This is a genomic window from Kitasatospora sp. NPDC101108, assembly GCF_055584725.1.
Genome location: NZ_JBVJLM010000004.1, coordinates 91873 through 108737, shown reverse-complemented (window position 1 = coordinate 108737; position 16865 = coordinate 91873). Strand labels below are relative to the sequence as shown.

The 16865-nt window shown below is 77.4% G+C and carries 1 protein-coding gene; it reads right to left on the bottom strand.

Going from position 1 to position 16865, the window contains the following annotated elements:
• Positions 1 to 69 precede the first annotated feature (69 nt).
• Positions 70 to 16842 (bottom strand): type I polyketide synthase, encoded by a 16773-nt coding sequence (locus tag ACZ6Z8_RS11505; protein WP_465608530.1) that lies wholly within the window; start codon positions 16840 to 16842, stop codon positions 70 to 72.
• Positions 16843 to 16865 lie beyond the last annotated feature (23 nt).

Below are 16865 nucleotides of genomic sequence, written 5' to 3'. Positions count from 1 at the left end.
GGGAAACCTCGCAGTTCGGAAGGTGGTACGGGTCGGCGGCCGGTGCGCGGCGGGGTGTGCCTGCGGCGGTCAGGCGAGTCCGAGTTCGCGGTCGATCAGGTCGAACATCTCGTCGTCGGTGCTGCCGTCGAGTCCGGCGTCCGGTTCGGGGTCGCCGTCGGCCGGCTCCGTCGCGCCGTCGTCGAGCCGCCACTGGAGGCTCTTGAGGCGGGTGAGCAGCCGGGCGCGGGACGTCTGGTCCAGGGCGGCGCTGTCGAGCGCGCCGGTGAGCGCGGTCTCCAGGACGTCGAGTTCGGCGAAAACGGGCCGGGCCGGGGCTCCGGCGTCCGTCGGCGCGCCCAGGAGTTCGCGCAGCCGGCCGGCCAGGGCGACCGGTGACGGGTGGTCGAAGACCGTGGTGGTGGGCAGGCGCAGTCCGAGTTCGGCGTTCAGCCGGTTGCGCAGTTCGACGGCGGCCAGCGAGGACATGCCGTGGTCCAGGAAGCCGCGTTCCGGATCGAGCGCGTCGGGCTCCGCGTGGCCGAGCACGGCCGCCAGGTGGCCGATCACCAGGCTCTGGAGCAGTTGCTCCTGCTGGGCGGCGCCGAGGCCGGCCAGCCGGTCCGGGACCCCGCGCTCGCCGCCGGTGGCGGTGCCGGCGGCCGTGGGCCGCGCGGTGGTGCGCCGGGGCAGCAGGTCGGCGAAGAGCGGCGGAGCGCCGGCCGTGGCCAGGGCGTACCGGTCGAGCCGTACGGGGGCGAGGTGGGGGCGGTCCACGGTGCTCGCGGCGTCGAGCAGGGCGAGGCCCTGGGCGGCCGGGAGCGGCAGCATGCCGGAGCGGGCGAAGCGGGCGATGTCCACGGCGTCCAGCGTGGACGTCATCGCACTCGATTCTCCCCAGTATCCCCAGCCGAGCGAGACGGCCGGGCGGCTCTCCGCCCGGCGCCGGTGCGCCAGCGCGTCGAGGAAGGCGTTGGCGGCCGCGTAGTTGGCCTGGGCCGGTCCGCCGGCGGTGGCGGCGAAGGAGGAGAAGAGGACGAAGGCGGAAAGGTCCAGGTGCGCGGTGGCGCGGTGCAGGTGCCAGGCGGCGTCGGCCTTGGGGCGCAGCACCTCGGTGAGCTGCTCGTCCGTCAGGTTGGTGAGGAGCCCGTCGTGCAGGACGCCGGCGGCGTGCACGACGCCGGTGAGCGGGTGCTCGGCCGGGACGGTGGCGAGCAGGGCGTCCAGGGCGGCCCGGTCGGCGGTGTCGCAGGCGGCGACGGTGACGGTGGCGCCGAGGGCGGTGAGTTCCTCGCGCAGGGCCTGCGCGCCGGGCGCGGCGGGACCGCGCCGGCCGGTGAGCAGCAGGTGGCGTACGCCGTGTGCGGTGACCAGGTGGCGGGCGACCAGTGCGCCGAGGGTACCGGTGCCTCCGGTGATCAGGACGGTGCCGGCGGGGTTCCAGGACCAGGCCGGACGGTCCGTGGACGTCTGCCCGGGCCCGGGGACCGGCAGCGGGCGCAGCCGGGGGGCCGTCACCCGGCCGTGCCGGACGGCGAGCCGGGGCTCGTCGGGCACGGCGAGGGCGGCGGACAGGGCCGCCGTGGACGCCGGGTCGTCGTCGAGGTCGAGCAGCAGGAACCGGCCGGGCTCCTCGGACTGCGCGGAGCGGATCAGTCCGTGCACGGCGGCCTGGGCGAGGGAGGTCACGTCCTCTCCGAGGACGGCGGCTTCGGCGCCCCGGGTGAGCAGGGCGAGCCGGGAGCCGGCCAGGCGCGGTTCGGCGAGCCAGGCGCGGGCGAGGCGGTGGGCGGCCCGGACGGCCTGGTGGGTGGCGGTGACGGGGTCGTCGCCGTCGGCGGTGGTGAGACGGTGGACGACGGTGTCGGGGGCCGGCTCGCCGGCGTCCAGGGCGGCGGTGAGCTCGGCCAGGTCGGCGTAGCGGGGGGCACCGGGCGCGGCGGCCGGACCGGGGTCCGTGGCCGACGGGTCCATGGCTGCCGGGTCCGTGACTGCCGGGTCCGTGGCCGACGGGTCCATGGCTGCCGGGTCCGTGACTGCCGGGTCCGCGCCCAGGAGGGCGACGGTTCCGCGCGGTTCGCCGGGGGTCACCGGGCACCACTCGACCGCGTACAGCGGCTCCGGCTCGGGCCCGAGCCGGTCGGCGGCGATCGGGCGGGCGGTGACGGCCTCGACGGTGAGCACGGGGGCGCCGTCCGGGTCGACGGCGCTGAGCGCGTGGCTGCCGTCGGGGCCCGGGGTGAGCCGGACCCGGAGCCGGGTGGCGCCGGTGGCGTGCAGGGTGACCCCGCGCCAGTGGGCGGGCTGGGCGGCGGCGCCGGCGTCCGCGCCGGCCCCGGTGGCGGCCAGCAGGCCCTGGAGCAGCGCGGGGTGGAGCCGGAAGCCGGCCGCCTCGGCCCGGTGCTCCTCGGCCAGGGCGACCTCGGCGTACCGCTCCTCGCCTCGCCGGGCGAGCGACCGGACGGTGCGGAAGCGCTCGCCGTACCCGTCCGGTCCGGCGTGGGTGTCGGTGTGGGTGTCGGTGGGGGTATCGGTGGGGGTCCCGGTGCCGGTGTCCGGCGGCAGGGCGTCCTGGGACGCCGGCCGGGCGGCGGACGGTGCCCCGGCGGGGGCGAGGGTGCCGGCGGCGTGCCGGGTCCACGGGGTGGACCCGGGCGCGTCGGTGCGGCGGGCGTGGACGGTGAGGGGCCGCCGGCCGTCCTCGCCGGCCGGGCCGACGGTGAGCTGGAGGTCGAGGGTGCCGTGCTCGGGCAGGACCAGCGGGCTGTGCTCGGTGAGTTCGGCGACGGCCGGGCAGCCGGCCTCGTCGCCGGCCCGGACGGCCCAGTCGAGCAGGGCGGTGCCGGGAACGACGGCGGTGCCGCGCACCCGGTGGTCGGCGGTCCAGGGGTGGGTGGCGGTGCCGATCCGGCCGGTGAGCAGGATCGTGTCGTCGCCCGCGAGGTGGACGGCGCGGTCCAGTCCGGACGGGTCGGTCGGGCCGGCGGCGGCGGTGTCCTGGGCGAGCCAGTAGCGGCGACGCTGGAAGGCGTAGGTCGGCAGGTCCACCGGGCGTCCGCCGGCCAGGGCGGGGGCCCAGTCGATCCGCACCCCGCTGACGTGCGCCTCGGCGAGCGAGGTCAGCAGCCGCGCGGGGCCGCCGTCCTCGCGCCGGACGGTGCCCAGCACCACGGCCCGGGCCCCCGCGTCGGCGGCGGTGTCCTCGACGGCCATGGCCAGCACCGGGTGCGGGCTGCATTCGAGGAAGGCGTCGTGGCCCTGGGCGAGCAGGGCGCGGACGGACTCCTCCAGCCGGACGGTGCGGCGCAGGTTCCGGTACCAGTACCGGGCGTCCAGCGGGGTGTCGCCGAGCCAGTCGGCGGTGACGGTGGAGAAGAACGGGATCCGGGCCTCCCGGGTGGTGATCCCGTGGAGTTCGGTGAGCAGGGTCCGCTCGATGCGCTCGACCTGGGCGGAGTGCGAGGCGTAGTCGACGGGGATCCGCTTGGCCCGGATGCCGTCCTGCTCGCAGCCGGCCAGCAGCCGGTCGAGGGCCTCGGGCTCGCCGGAGACCACCACCCCGGCGGGGCCGTTGGCGGCGGCGACCGAGATCCGGCCGTCGTAGGGTTCGATCCGGGCCAGGACCTCGGCGTGGGTCTGCGGGACGGACACCATGCCGCCGTGGCCGGACAGTTCGCGGGCGATGGCCAGGCTGCGCAGGGCGACCACCTTGGCCCCGTCCTCCAGGGAGAGCGCGCCGGCCACGCAGGCGGCGGCGATCTCGCCCTGGGAGTGGCCGAGCACGGCGGCGGGGGTCACCCCGTGGGCCTGCCAGCAGGCGGCGAGCGCGATCATGGTGGCCCAGAGCGCGGGCTGGGCGACGTCGACCCGGTCCAGTGCCGGGGCGTCCGGCGCGCCGCGCAGGACGGCGCTCAGCGACCAGTCCGTCCAGGGCGCCAGGGCCTGTTCGCAGGCGGCGATGGTCTCGGCGAACTCCGGTGAGCTGTCCAGGAGTTCGGCGCCCATGCCGGCCCACTGGGAGCCCTGGCCGGGGAACAGCAGGACGACCCGGCGGTCCCGCCCGGCGGCGTGCCGGCCGGTGACCACGCCGGGGGCGGGGGTGCCGTCGGCGAGGGCGGCCAGTCCGGCGCGCAGCTCCGCGGGGCCGGTGCCGATGACGGCGGCCCGGTGCTCCAGGAGGGCCCGTCGGGTGGCGAGCGAGTGGGCGAGGTCGAGCGGCGCCGGGGCGGCGGTGTCGAGGTGGCCGAGCAGGGCGCGGGCCTGGCCGCGCAGCGCCTGGGCGCTGCGGGCGGAGAGCAGCCAGGGCAGGGCTCCGGATTCGGGGGTACCGGGTTCCGGGGCACCGGGTTCCGGGGCACCGGCCGGCACGGCACCGGGCTCGACGGCACCGGGCTGGACGCCCCCGGATTCGGGTGCCGCTTCGAGGATCACGTGGGCGTTGGTGCCGCTGAGTCCGAAGGAGGACACCCCGGCCCGGCAGGGCCGGCCGGTCTCCGGCCAGGCGCGGGCCTCGGTGAGCAGTTCCACGGCCCCTTGGGACCAGTCCACGTGGCTGGTCGGCGTGTCGATGTGCAGCGACTTCGGCAGTTCGCCGTGCCGCAGGGCGAGCACCGTCCGGATCACCCCGGCGACCCCGGCGGCGGCCTGGGTGTGGCCCAGGTTGGACTTCACCGAGCCCAGCAGCAGCGGCAGTTCACGGTCCTGCCCGTAGGTCGCCAGCAGCGCCTGGGCCTCGATCGGGTCGCCCAGCCGGGTCCCGGTGCCGTGCGCCTCGACCGCGTCCACCTCGGCGGGCGACAGCCCGGCGTCGGCCAGGGCCGCCCGGATCACCCGCTGCTGGGACGGACCGTTGGGGGCGCTGAGTCCGTTGCTGGCGCCGTCCTGGTTGACCGCGCTGCCACGGACGACCGCCAGCACCGGGTGCCCGTTGCGCCGGGCGTCCGAGAGCCGTTCGACCAGCAGCACGCCGACGCCCTCGGAGAAGCCGGTGCCGTCGGCCGCCTCGGCGAAGGGCTTGCAGCGGCCGTCCGCGGCCAGGCCGCGCTGACGGGCGAAGTCGACCGGGATCATCGGCGTGGACATCACGGTGACGCCGCCGGCCAGGGCCAGCGAGCACTCGCCGCCGCGCAGCGCGCGCACGGCCAGGTGCAGCGCCACCAGGGAGGAGGAGCAGGCGGTGTCCACCGTCACCGCCGGGCCCTCCAGCCCGAGCGTGTAGGCGACCCGGCCGGAGGCGACACTGACGGCGTTGCCGGTGTTGACGTACGGGGCGGCCTCCTCGGGGATGCGGGTGACCCGGTCGAGGTAGTCGCTGGAGGACAGGCCGGCGAACACCCCGGTGCGGCTGCCGCGCAGGGTGCCGGGGTCGATGCCGGCGCGTTCGACCGCCTCCCAGGCGGTCTCCAGCAGCAGCCGCTGCTGCGGGTCCATGGCCAGCGCCTCGTTGGGGCTGACGCCGAAGAAGTCGGCGTCGAACCAGGCGGCCGCGTCGAGGAAGCCGCCCTGGCGGGTGCGGGAGGAGTCCGGGTGGTCGGGGATGCCGTCGTAGAGCCGTTCGAGGTCCCAGCCGCGGTCCGTGGGGAAGCCGGCGACGGCGTCGGTGCCGCCGGCCAGCAGGGTCCACAGCTCCTCGGGGGAGGTGACGGCGCCGGGGAAGCGGCAGGCCATGCCGACGATCGCGACCGGTTCGTCGGCGGCGCCCGGCGCGGGGCCGGCCGCGGGGCCGGCGGTCCGGCCGCCGAGGGCCTCGGCCAGGTGCCCGGCGAGCGCGCCGGGGGTGGGGTGGTCGAAGACCAGGGTGGCAGGCAGCCGCAGGCCGGTGGCGGTGTTGAGCCGGTTGCGCAGTTCGACGGCGGTCAGCGAGTCCAGGCCGAGGTCGCGGAACGGCCGGGTGGCGTGGACCTGTTCGGCCGAACCGTGGCCGAGGACGGCCGCGGTGCAGCCGCTCACCAGGTCGAGCAGCGCCGCGTGGCGCTCGGCCGGGCCGAGGGCCGCCAGGCGGGCGGGCAGCCCGCCCGCGGCCGGCCCGGACTGCGCCGTGCGGCGTGCCCGGGTGCGGACCAGGTCGCGCAGCAGCGGCGGGAGTTCGGCCGGGCCGCGGCCGCGCAGGGCAGCGGTGTCCAGCCGGACGGGGACCAGCAGGGCGCGGCGGGCGGCGAGGGCGGCGTCGAACAGGGCGAGGCCGTCGGCGGTGTCGAGGGTGAGCGCGCCGGACTGTTCGGCGCGGGCGCGGTCGGTCGCGCCGAGGTGGGCGGTCATGGTGCTGGCCTGGGCCCACAGGCCCCAGGCCAGGGAGGTGGCGGGCAGGCCGGAGACCCGGCGGTGCTGGGCGAGGGCGTCGAGCCAGCTGTTGGCGGCGGCGTAGCCGCCCTGGCCGGGCGAGCCGAACACACCGGCGGCGGAGGAGAACAGGACGAAGTCGGCGAGGTCGAGGCCACGGGTGAGGTCGTGCAGGTGCTGGGCGGCGTCGGCCTTCGGCCGCAGCACGACGGCGAGCCGCTCGGGGGTGAGGGCGTCGACCACGCCGTCGTCGAGGATGCCGGCGGCGTGCACGACGGCGGTCAGCGGGTGCCGGGCGGGCACCCCGGCCAGCAGGGCGGCCACGGCGGCGCGGTCGGCGGTGTCGCAGGCGGCGACCGTGACCTCGGCGCCGGAGGCGGCCAGCTCCTCGCTCAACTCCCGCGCTCCGGGGGCCTGGAGGCCGCGGCGACCGGCCAGCAGCAGGTGCCGCACGCCGTGTTCGGTGACCAGATGGCGGGCGAGTTCGCCGCCGAGGGTGCCGGTGCCCCCGGTGATCAGGACGGTGCCCTCCCGGTCCCAGGGGCGCGGCACGGTGAGCACGATCTTGCCGGTGTGCCGGGCCTGGGCCATGTGCCGGAAGGCCTCCCGGGCCCGGGTGACGTCCCAGCAGGTGAGCGGGAGGGGTCGCAGCGCGCCCTGTTCGAACAGCTCCACCAGATCGGCGAGCATCTGCCCGATCCGCTCCGGGCCGGCCTCCTGGAGGTCGAAGGCCCGGTAGCGGGCGCCGCCGTGGGCCGCGGCGACCTCCTCGGCGTCGCGGACGTCCGTCTTGCCCATCTCGATCAGCCGGCCGCCGGGGGCGAGCAGCCGCAGCGAGGCGTCGACGTACTCCCCCGCGAGGGAGTTGAGCACCACGTCCACGCCCGCGCCGCCGGTGGCGGTGCGGAAGCGGTCCTCGAAGTCGAGGGTGCGGGAGGAGGCGACGGCGGTGCCGGGCAGGCCGTCGGCGCGCAGCAGGTGCTGCTTGGCCTCGCTCGCGGTGCCGTACACCTCGGCGCCCCAGAGCCGGGCGAGCTGGACGGCGGCCATGCCGACGCCACCGGTGGCGGCGTGGACGAGCAGGCGTTCGCCGGCCCGGAGCCCGGCCAGGTCGCGCAGCGCGTAGTAGGCGGTGAGGAAGACCACGGGGACGGAGGCGGCCTGGGCGTAGGTCCAGTCCTGCGGTATCCGGGTGAGCAGGCGGTGGTCGGTGACGGCGAGCGGGCCGAAGCCGCCGGGGACCATGCCCATCACCCGGTCGCCGACGGCGAGTCCGGTGACGCCCGGTCCGGTCTCCCGGACGATGCCGGCGGCCTCGGAGCCGAGGTGCCGCGCCCCGCCGGGGTACATGTCGAGGGCGTTGAGGACGTCCCGGAAGTTGAGACCGGCGGCCCGGACCTCGATCCGCACCTGGCCGTCGCCGAGCGGTTCGGCGGCGTCCGGGCAGGGCAGCAGTTCGAGGTTGTCGACCGTGCCCTTGGTGCGGACGTCCAGGCGCCACGGGCCGTCGGGGACGGGCAGCGGCGCGGCGGTGTGGGCGTGGACCAGCCGGGGGGCGTGGACGGTGCCGTGGCGCAGGGCCAGCCGGGGTTCGCCGGCGGCCAGGGCTGCGGCGAGGGCGGCGGGCAGGGTGCGCCAGGAGGCGGGGTCGTCGTCCAGGTCGGCGAGCACGATCCGGCCGGGGTGCTCGTTCTGGGCGGAGCCGACCAGTCCGTGCACCGCCGCGGCGGGCAGGTCGTGGACGTCCTCGGCGGGGTCGGTGGCGACGGCCCGGCGGGTGACGACGAGCAGGGTGGCGTCCCCGCCGCCGGCCCCGGCCCCGTCCCCGTGTCCGTCCCCGTCCGCGTGCCCGTCCGCGTCCACGCCTGCGCCTGCGCCTGCGCCCGCGCCCGCGTCCCCGGCGAGGTGACCCCGCAGCACGGCGAGGACGCCTTCGAGCGCGGCCCGCGGGTGCGGTCCGGTGGCCTGGTGGAGGACGACGCCGCCCCCGGGGCCGAAGCTGATCCCCGCCTCGGCGAGCGCGGCCGCGTGGACGGGCGGTTCGCCGAGGACGGTCCAGCGGGCGGCGGCCGGAGCGGCCTGCGGGGCGGGCAGAGCCTGCCAGTCCAGGTGGTGGAGCGCCTCGCGGGCCACCCGGGCGGCCGGGTCGAGGGCGGCTCCGGTGAGCGGGCGCACGGCCAGGGCGTCGACGGTGGCCACCGGCCGTCCGGCCGGGTCGGTCATCCGGACGTGGACCGCGTCGGATCCGGCCGGGGCGAGCGTGACCCGCAGCGCGGTCGCCCCGGCGGCGTGCAGGGTGACGCCGGTCCAGGCGAACGGCAGTCCGGGGCGGCCGCGCAGCGGGCCGAGCCCGGCCGGGTGGAGGGCCGCGTCCAGCAGGGCCGGGTGCAGTCCGTAGCGGGGGGCGTCGGGGCGGGCCGGCTCGGGCAGCTCCACCTCGGCGTGGACGGTGTCGCCGAGCAGCCAGGCCGCGCGCACGCCCCGGAACACCGGGCCGTAGCCGTACCCGTCGGCGCGCAGGCCCGGGTACCAGCCCTCCAGGTCGACCGGCTCGGCCCCGGCCGGCGGCCAGGCGGCGGTCTCCGGTGCGGGCTCGGCGCCGGCCGGGCCGACCCGGCCCTCGGCGTGCCGGGTCCAGGCGTCCGGTGCGTCCGCCTCCGCGGGCCGGGTGTGCACCGCGACCGGGCGCAGGCCCGCGCCGTCGGGGGCGCCCAGTTCGATCTGCACCTGGAGGGCGCCGCGTTCGGGCAGCAGGACGGGCGCGTGCAGGGTCAGTTCCTCGATCCGGCCGCAGCCCAGCTCGTCCCCGGCCCGGACGACCGCCTCGACCAGCGCCGCGCCGGGAACGACCAGGGTGTCGGCGACGGCGTGGTCGGCGAGCCAGGGGTGGGTGTGCAGCGACCAGCGGGCGGTGGCCAGCAGGCCGCCGTCCCGGGCGAGTTCGACGGCGGCGCCGAGCAGCGGGTGCTCCGGCGCGGCGAGGCCGGCCGTGGTCACGTCGCCGCCGGCGGCACCGGGGCGCGGCCAGTAGCGCTGCCGCTGGAAGGGGTAGGTCGGAAGCTCGACGGGCCGGGGGGCGGCACCGGCGAAGCAGCGCTGCCAGTCCACCCGGGCGCCGTGCACCCGGGCGTCGGCCAGGGCGAGCAGGAAGCGGCCGAGGCCGCCCTCGTCGCGGCGCAGGGTGCCGAGGGCGGCGGCGGGCAGGCCGGCGTCCTCGATCGTCTCCTGGAGGCCGGTGGTGACCACCGGGTGCGGGCTGACCTCGACGAACAGCTGGTGTCCGGCCGCCAGCAGGGTGCGGGTGGCCTGTTCGAACTCGACGGTCCGGCGCAGGTTGCGGTACCAGTAGGCGGCGTCGAGCCCGGCGGTGTCGACGACCGCGCCGGTGACGGTGGAGCAGAACGGGATGTCGGCGCTGCGCGGGGTGATCGGGGCCAGCAGGTCCAGCAGCTCGCGTTCGATCCGCTCGACCTGGGCGGAGTGCGAGGCGTAGTCGACCGGGATGCGGCGGGCCCGGACGCCGGACCGCTCGCAGTCGGCGAGCAGTTCGTCCAGGGCGCCGGGTTCGCCGGAGACCACCACCGAGCCGGGGCCGTTGACGGCGGCGACCGAGATCAGCTCGCCCCAGCGGCCGAGCCGTTCCCGGACGGCGGTGACCGGCTCGGCCACCGAGACCATGCCGCCGAGGCCGGCCAGCTGCCGCAGCGCCCGGCTGCGCAGTGCGACCACCCGGGCGGCGTCGTCGAGCGAGAGCGCGCCGGCCACGCAGGCGGCGGCGATCTCGCCCTGGGAGTGGCCGAGCACGGCCGCCGGCCGGACGCCGTAGGAGCGCCACAGCTCGGCCAGCGACACCATGACGGCGAACAGCACCGGCTGCACCACCTCGACCCGGTCGAGGCCGGGCGCCCCGGCGTCACCTCGCAGCACCGCGCCGGCCGGCCAGCCGGTCCAGGGCGCGAGCGCGGCCTCGCACTCGGCGAAGCGCCGGGCGAACGCCGGTGCGGTGTGCAGCAGTTCGAGGGCCATGCCGGCCCACTGGGAGCCCTGGCCGGGGAACACCAGGACCGGGTCGCCGTCGCCCGAGCTCCGGCCCTCCAGCACGGTGGGGACGGCCCGGCCCTCGGCCAGCGCGTCCAGACCGCCCAGGAGACCGTCCAGGTCCGGCGCCACCACGGCGGCCCGGTGCTCCAGGGCCGCCCGGGTGGTGACCAGGGCGTGGGCGACGTCGTCGGGTGCGGGCCCGGTGGCGCGCACCCGGGCGGCCAGGCGGCGGGCCTGCTCGCGCACCGCCCCGGGGGTGCGGGCGGACAGCAGCCAGGGCAACGGGTGGGCGGGCGCGGCGGGTTCGGGCTGCGGCACGGACCCGCGCTCCGGCGCGGGCGTGAGCTCGGGCACGGGCGCGAGCTCGGGCACGGGCGCGAGCTCGGGCACGGGCTCCGGCGCGGGCTCGGCAGCCGGCACGGGCTCGACAGCCGGTGCGGCCTCCAGGATCACGTGGGCGTTGGTGCCGCTGACCCCGAAGGAGGACACCCCGGCCCGGCGCGGCCGTCCGGTCTCCGGCCACTGCCGGGCCTCGGCGAGCAGTTCCACGGCGCCGGCGGTCCAGTCCACCTGCGGGGTCGGCGTGTCGATGTGCAGGGACTTCGGCAGTTCGCCGTGCCGCAGGGCGAGCACCGTCCGGATCACCCCGGCGACCCCGGCGGCGGCCTGGGTGTGGCCCAGGTTGGACTTCACCGAGCCCAGCAGCAGCGGCAGTTCACGGTCCTGCCCGTAGGTCGCCAGCAGCGCCTGGGCCTCGATCGGGTCGCCCAGCCGGGTCCCGGTGCCGTGCGCCTCGACCGCGTCCACCTCGGCGGGCGACAGCCCGGCGTCGGCCAGGGCCGCCCGGATCACCCGCTGCTGGGACGGACCGTTCGGCGCCGTCAGGCCGTTGGAGGCGCCGTCCTGGTTGACGGCGCTGCCACGGACCACCGCCAGCACCGGATGCCCGTTGCGCCGGGCGTCCGAGAGCCGCTCGACCAGCAGCACCCCGGCCCCCTCGGACCAGCCGGTGCCGTCCGCGGCAGCGGCGAAGGGCTTGCAGCGGCCGTCCGGGGCCAGCCCGCGCTGCCGGGAGAACTCGATGAACACCTGCGGCGTGGCCATCACCGTCACACCGCCGGCCAGGGCGAGCGCGCACTCGCCCCGGCGCAGGGCCTGGGCGGCCAGGTGCAGGGCCACCAGCGAGGAGGAGCAGGCCGTGTCAACGGTGACGGCCGGGCCCTCCAGCCCGAGCGTGTAGGCGATCCGGCCGGACAGGACGCTCGCGGCGTTACCGGTCATCACGTGCCCGGCCACGCCCTCCCGGGCCGCGTCCAGCACCACCTGGTAGTCCTGGAAGTTGGAGCCGACGAACACGCCGGTCCGCGAACCGCGCAGCGCCCCGGCGTCGATGCCGGCCCGCTCGACGGCCTCCCACGCGGTCTCCAGCATCAGCCGCTGCTGCGGGTCCATGGCGAGCGCCTCGCGCGGGGAGATCCCGAAGAAGTCCGCGTCGAAGTCGGCCACGCCGGTGACGAAGGCGCCCTCGGCGACGTAGCTGGTGCCCTCGTGGTCCGGATCCGGGTGGTGCAGCCGCTCGGTGTCCCAGCCGCGGTCGGCCGGGAACGGGCCCACCGCGTCCCGCCCCTCGGCGAGCAGCTCCCACAGGCCCTCCGGCGAGTCCACCCCGCCGGGGAAGCGGCAGGCCATCGCGACGATCGCGATCGGCTCGTCGTCGGCGGCGGTCACCGTGGCGGTCACCGTCGCGGCGGCCGCCGGTCCCGCCTCGGTGCCGTCCAGTTCGGTGCGCAGGTGACCGGCCAGGGCCGACGGCGTCGGATGGTCGAACAACAGGGTCGCGGGCAGCCCCAGACCGGTGGCGGCGGCGAGGCGGTTGCGCAGTTCGACGGCGGTCAGCGAGTCGAAGCCGAGGTCCCGGAAGGCCCGGGCGGCGTCCACCGTCGCGGGGCCGGTGTGCCCCAGCACGGCCGCGGCCTCGGTGCGCACCAGCTCCAGCAGTACGCGTTGCCGCTCCGCGGTGTCACGGCCGGACAGCCGCCCGGCCAGCGGGGAGCGCTCCTCCGCGCCGACGGCGGGGGCGCCGGCCCGCCGGGCCTCCGGCAGCCCCGCGATCAGCGCGCTCGGCCGGGCGGCGGTGAGGGCGGGGGCGAGCACGCTCCAGTCCACGTCGGCCACGGTCAGACCGGAGGCGCCGGCGCCGAGCGCGCGGCCCAGCGCCGCCACTGCCCGCGCCGGGTCCATCGGGGTGAGGCCGCTGCGCCGCATCCGCCCGGTCAGGGCCGGATGGTCCCCCGCCATGCCGCCGCCGGCCCACGGGCCCCAGGCCAGGCAGGTGACGGGCCGGCCGGCCGCCCGGCGGTGCTCGGCCAGGGCGTCCAGGTAGGCGTTGGCGGCGGCGTAGTTGGCCTGGCCGGGGTTGCCGAGGACCCCGGTGATCGAGGAGAACAGCACGAACAGGGCGAGGTCCTGATTGGCCGTCAGCTCGTGGAGGTGCCGGGCGGGGACGGCCTTGGCCCGCAGCACGGAGGCGAACCGCTCGGCCGTCAGTCCGTCCAGCACCCCGTCGTCGAGCACCCCCGCCGCGTGGACGACGCCGGTCAGCGGCAGCTCGGCCGGAACGGCGGCCAGCACGGCCGCCAGCGCCTCGCGGTCGGCCGCGTCGCAGGCGACGACGGTCACCCGGGCGCCGAGCGCGGCCAGCTCCTCGCCCAGCTCCCCCGCCCCGGGGGCCTGCGGGCCCCGTCGCCCGAGCAGCAGCAGGTGTTCCGCTCCGGCCCCGGCCAGCCAGCGGGCGACGTGGGCGCCGAGCGCGCCCGTCCCGCCGGTGATCAGGATCGTGCCGGCGGGCGGGGCCCAGCCCGTCCCGTCGGCCGCTCCCGTGGCGGCGCGGGCGGGCAGTACGGGGGCGGCGGGGGCGGGCGGTACGGGGGCGGCGGCGCGGGTCAGCCGACGGGCGCGGGCACCGGAGGCACGCAGGGCGACCTGGTCCTCGACGGGCCGTTGTCCGGCGGCGGGGTGTCCGGTGGCGCCGTGCGCGTCGGCGTGCTGTTCGGCGGCCTGGGCCAGCACGCCAACCAGCTGGGCCGCCGTCCGGGAGCCGGCCGTCGCGGGCAGGTCGATCAGGCCGCCCCAGCGCCGGGGGTGCTCCAGCGCGGCGACCCGGCCAAGGCCCCAGAGCTGGGCCTGCTCGGGCGCGGCCACCCGGTCCGAGGCGTCGGCGGCGACGGCGCCCCGGGTGAGGCACCAGAGCCGCGCCGGGCCACCGGCGGCCTCCAGGGCCCGAAGCAGGTCGACGGTGGCGGGCAGGTACCCGGGGACCTCGGGGTGTTCCGGGTCCGGTCGGCCGTCGGCCGCGAGGAAGGACAGCACACCGGCGACCGGCTCGTCCGCTCCCGCGGCCAGCCGTGCGGCCAGGGCCTGGGCCCCCGTCACCCGTTCGATCCGCAGACCCTGGGCGGCCAGGGCGGCCAGGACGGCGGCGGGCCAGTCCCCGGCCGGCGCGCCCGCCGTGTCCTCCGTGCCCTCCGTGCTCGCCGTGCTCCCCTCAGCCTCCGTGCTCGCCTCAGCCTCCGTGCCCTCCGTGCTCTCGGGTAGGACCGCGAGCCAGCGGCCGGTGGGCACGGCGTCAGTAAGACCAGGTAGCGGCACCCAGGAGGTCCGGTAGGTCCAGGAGTCGAGCGTGCTCAACAGCCGCCGCTGCCCGCGCCAGGAGGACAGCACCGGCAGGAGGCGGTCGAGCGAGGCCTCGGTGTCCTCCTCCGCGATGCCCAGCACCGCCGACGCCTCCCGCAGGTCGCCCGCCTCGACGGCCGCCCAGAAGGAGTCCTCGACCGGGTCGGCCGTGGGCGTGCCGGTTTCCCGCTGGTGGAGTTCGGGCAGCCAGTAGCGCTGCCGCTGGAAGGCGTAGGTGGGCAGCTCGGTGCGGCGGCCGCCGGTGCCGGCGAGCACCGCCGTCCAGTCCGGTCCGGCACCGCGCACATGCAGCCGGGCGAGGGCCGCCAGCAGGGCGGTCTCCTCGGGGCGGTCCTTGCGCAGCAGGGCCACCGGCGCCGCGTCGCCGGGCAGCGATTCGGCCGCCATGGCGCTGAGGACTCCGTCGGGGCCGAGTTCGAGGAGCCGGGTGACGCCCTGGTCGTGCAGGGTGCGGAGGCCGTCGGCGAAGCGGACGGGCTCGCGGACGTGGCGCACCCAGTAGTCCGCCTCGGTCGTGCCGGCGAGCAGCTCGCCGGTCAGGTTGGAGACCAGCGGGATCGACGGCGCGTGGTACGTCAGACCGTTGAGGACGGTACGGAAGTCCTCCAGCATCGGGTCCATCAGCGGCGAATGGAAGGCGTGCGAGACCCGCAGCCGGGTCGTACGGCGGTCCGCGAAGTGCGCCTCGACCGCCGCGACCGCTTCCTCCGCACCTGAAACGACCACCGAGGACGGACCGTTCACGGCTGCTGTCGAGACAGCGTCGTTCAGCAGCGGCCGGACCTCCTCCTCGGTGGCCTGCACGGCCAGCATCGCGCCGCCCTCCGGAAGCGCCTCCATCAGCCGGCCACGGGCGGCAACCAAGGTGCAGGCGTCCGCCAGCGAGAACACACCGGCCACGTGCGCGGCGGCCACCTCACCGATCGAGTGACCCGCCACGAACTCCGGCCGCACGCCCAGCGACTCGACCAGCCGGAACAGCGCCACCTCCACCGCGAACAACCCCGCCTGCGCGAAGTCCGTCCGGTTCAGCAGCTCCGCATCCTCACCCCAGACGACCTCCCGCAGCGGCAGGTCCAGCTCCGCACACACCGCATCGAAGGCCTGCGCGAACACCGGGAACCGGGCATACAACTCCCGCCCCATCCCCAACCGCTGCGACCCCTGACCCGAGAACAGGAACGCCGTCGCCCCCTTGTCCACCGTCCCCAGGACGACATCGGCTCCGCTCTCCCCGCCCGCCAGGGCGTCCAGGGCGCGCAGCCGCTCCTCCGGGCCGTGGCCGAGGACGACGGCCCGGTGCTCCAGCCCCGCCCTGGCGGTCGCGAGCGAGAGGGCGACGTCCGCCGACGCGAGCGGACCGTGGGTCCTGAGGTGGGCGGCCAGCCGTCCGGCCTGGGCGCGCAGGGCGGCGTCACCACGGGCCGACAGCACCCAGGGCAGCACGGCCCCCGGCAGCTCCTCCGCCGCCGGCTCGGCCTCCACCGGCTCCGGGACGGCCTCCAGCACCACGTGCGCGTTGGTGCCGCTGACCCCGAAGGAGGACACCCCGGCCCGGCGCGGCCGTCCGGTCTCCGGCCACTCACGGGCCTCGGCGAGCAGTTCGGCGGACCCGGCGGTCCAGTCGACGTGCGGGGTCGGCTCGTCGAGGTGGAGGGTGCGCGGGAGCAGGCCGTGCCGCATGGCCAGCACCGTCCTGATCACCCCGGCCACGCCGGAGGCGGCCTGGGTGTGCCCGGTGTTGGATTTCAACGCGCCGATCAGCAGGGGCCGTTCACGGTTCTGTCCGTAGGTGGCCAGCAGTGCCGCGGCCTCGATCGGGTCGCCCAGCCGGGTCCCGGTGCCGTGCGCCTCGACCACGTCGACCTCGCGGGCCGCCACCCCGGCGTCGGCCAGGGCCGCCCGGATCACCCGCTGCTGGGACGGGCCGTTCGGCGCGGTGAGGCCGTTGGAGGCGCCGTCCTGGTTGACGGCGCTGCCGCGCACCACCGCCAGCACCGGGTGCCCGTTGCGCCGGGCGTCCGAGAGCCGTTCGACCAGCAGGACGGCCGCGCCCTCACCCCAGGCGGTGCCGTCCGCCGCGGCCGCGAAGGGCTTGCACCGTCCGTCGGCGGCCAGGCCGCCCTGGCGGGAGAACTCGGTGAACATCTGCGGGGTGGACATCACCGTCACTCCGCCGGCCAGGGCGAGGGTGCACTCCCCTCGGCGCAGCGACTGCACGGCCAGGTGCAGGGCGACCAGCGAGGACGAGCAGGCCGTGTCGACGGTGACGGCCGGGCCTTCCAGTCCGAGGACGTAGGAGATCCGGCCGGAGGCGATGCTGACGGTGTTGCCGGTGAGCAGGTGCCCGGAGGCGTCACCGTCGATCCGCCCGTGGGCGGTGGAGGCGCTGTCGTAGCCGCCGTGGCCGGCCCCGACGAACACCCCGGTCCGGGTGCCGTGCAGCGAGCCCGGGTCGATGCCGGCCCGCTCGACCGCCTCCCACGCGGTCTCCAGCATCAGCCGCTGCTGCGGGTCCATGGCCAGCGCCTCGCGCGGCGAGATGCCGAAGAAGTCCGCGTCGAAGTCCCCGGCGTCGTGCAGGAATCCGCTCTGCCGGGAGGTGACGGAGCCCTCGGGGAGGTCCCAGCCGCGGTCCGCCGGGAAGTCGGACACCGCGTCGACGCCGTCCCGGACCAGTTCCCACAGCTCCTCGGGCGAGGAGACCCCGCCCGGCAGCCGGCAGGCCATCCCGACGACCGCGATCGGTTCCCGCTGCTGCTCGGTCACCTCGTGCAGCTGCTCGCGGGTCTCCTGGAGATCGGCGATCGCCCGCTTCAGGTAGTCGCGGAGCTTGTCTTCGTTCGACATCGGGACGTCAGCCTCTCCGGGGG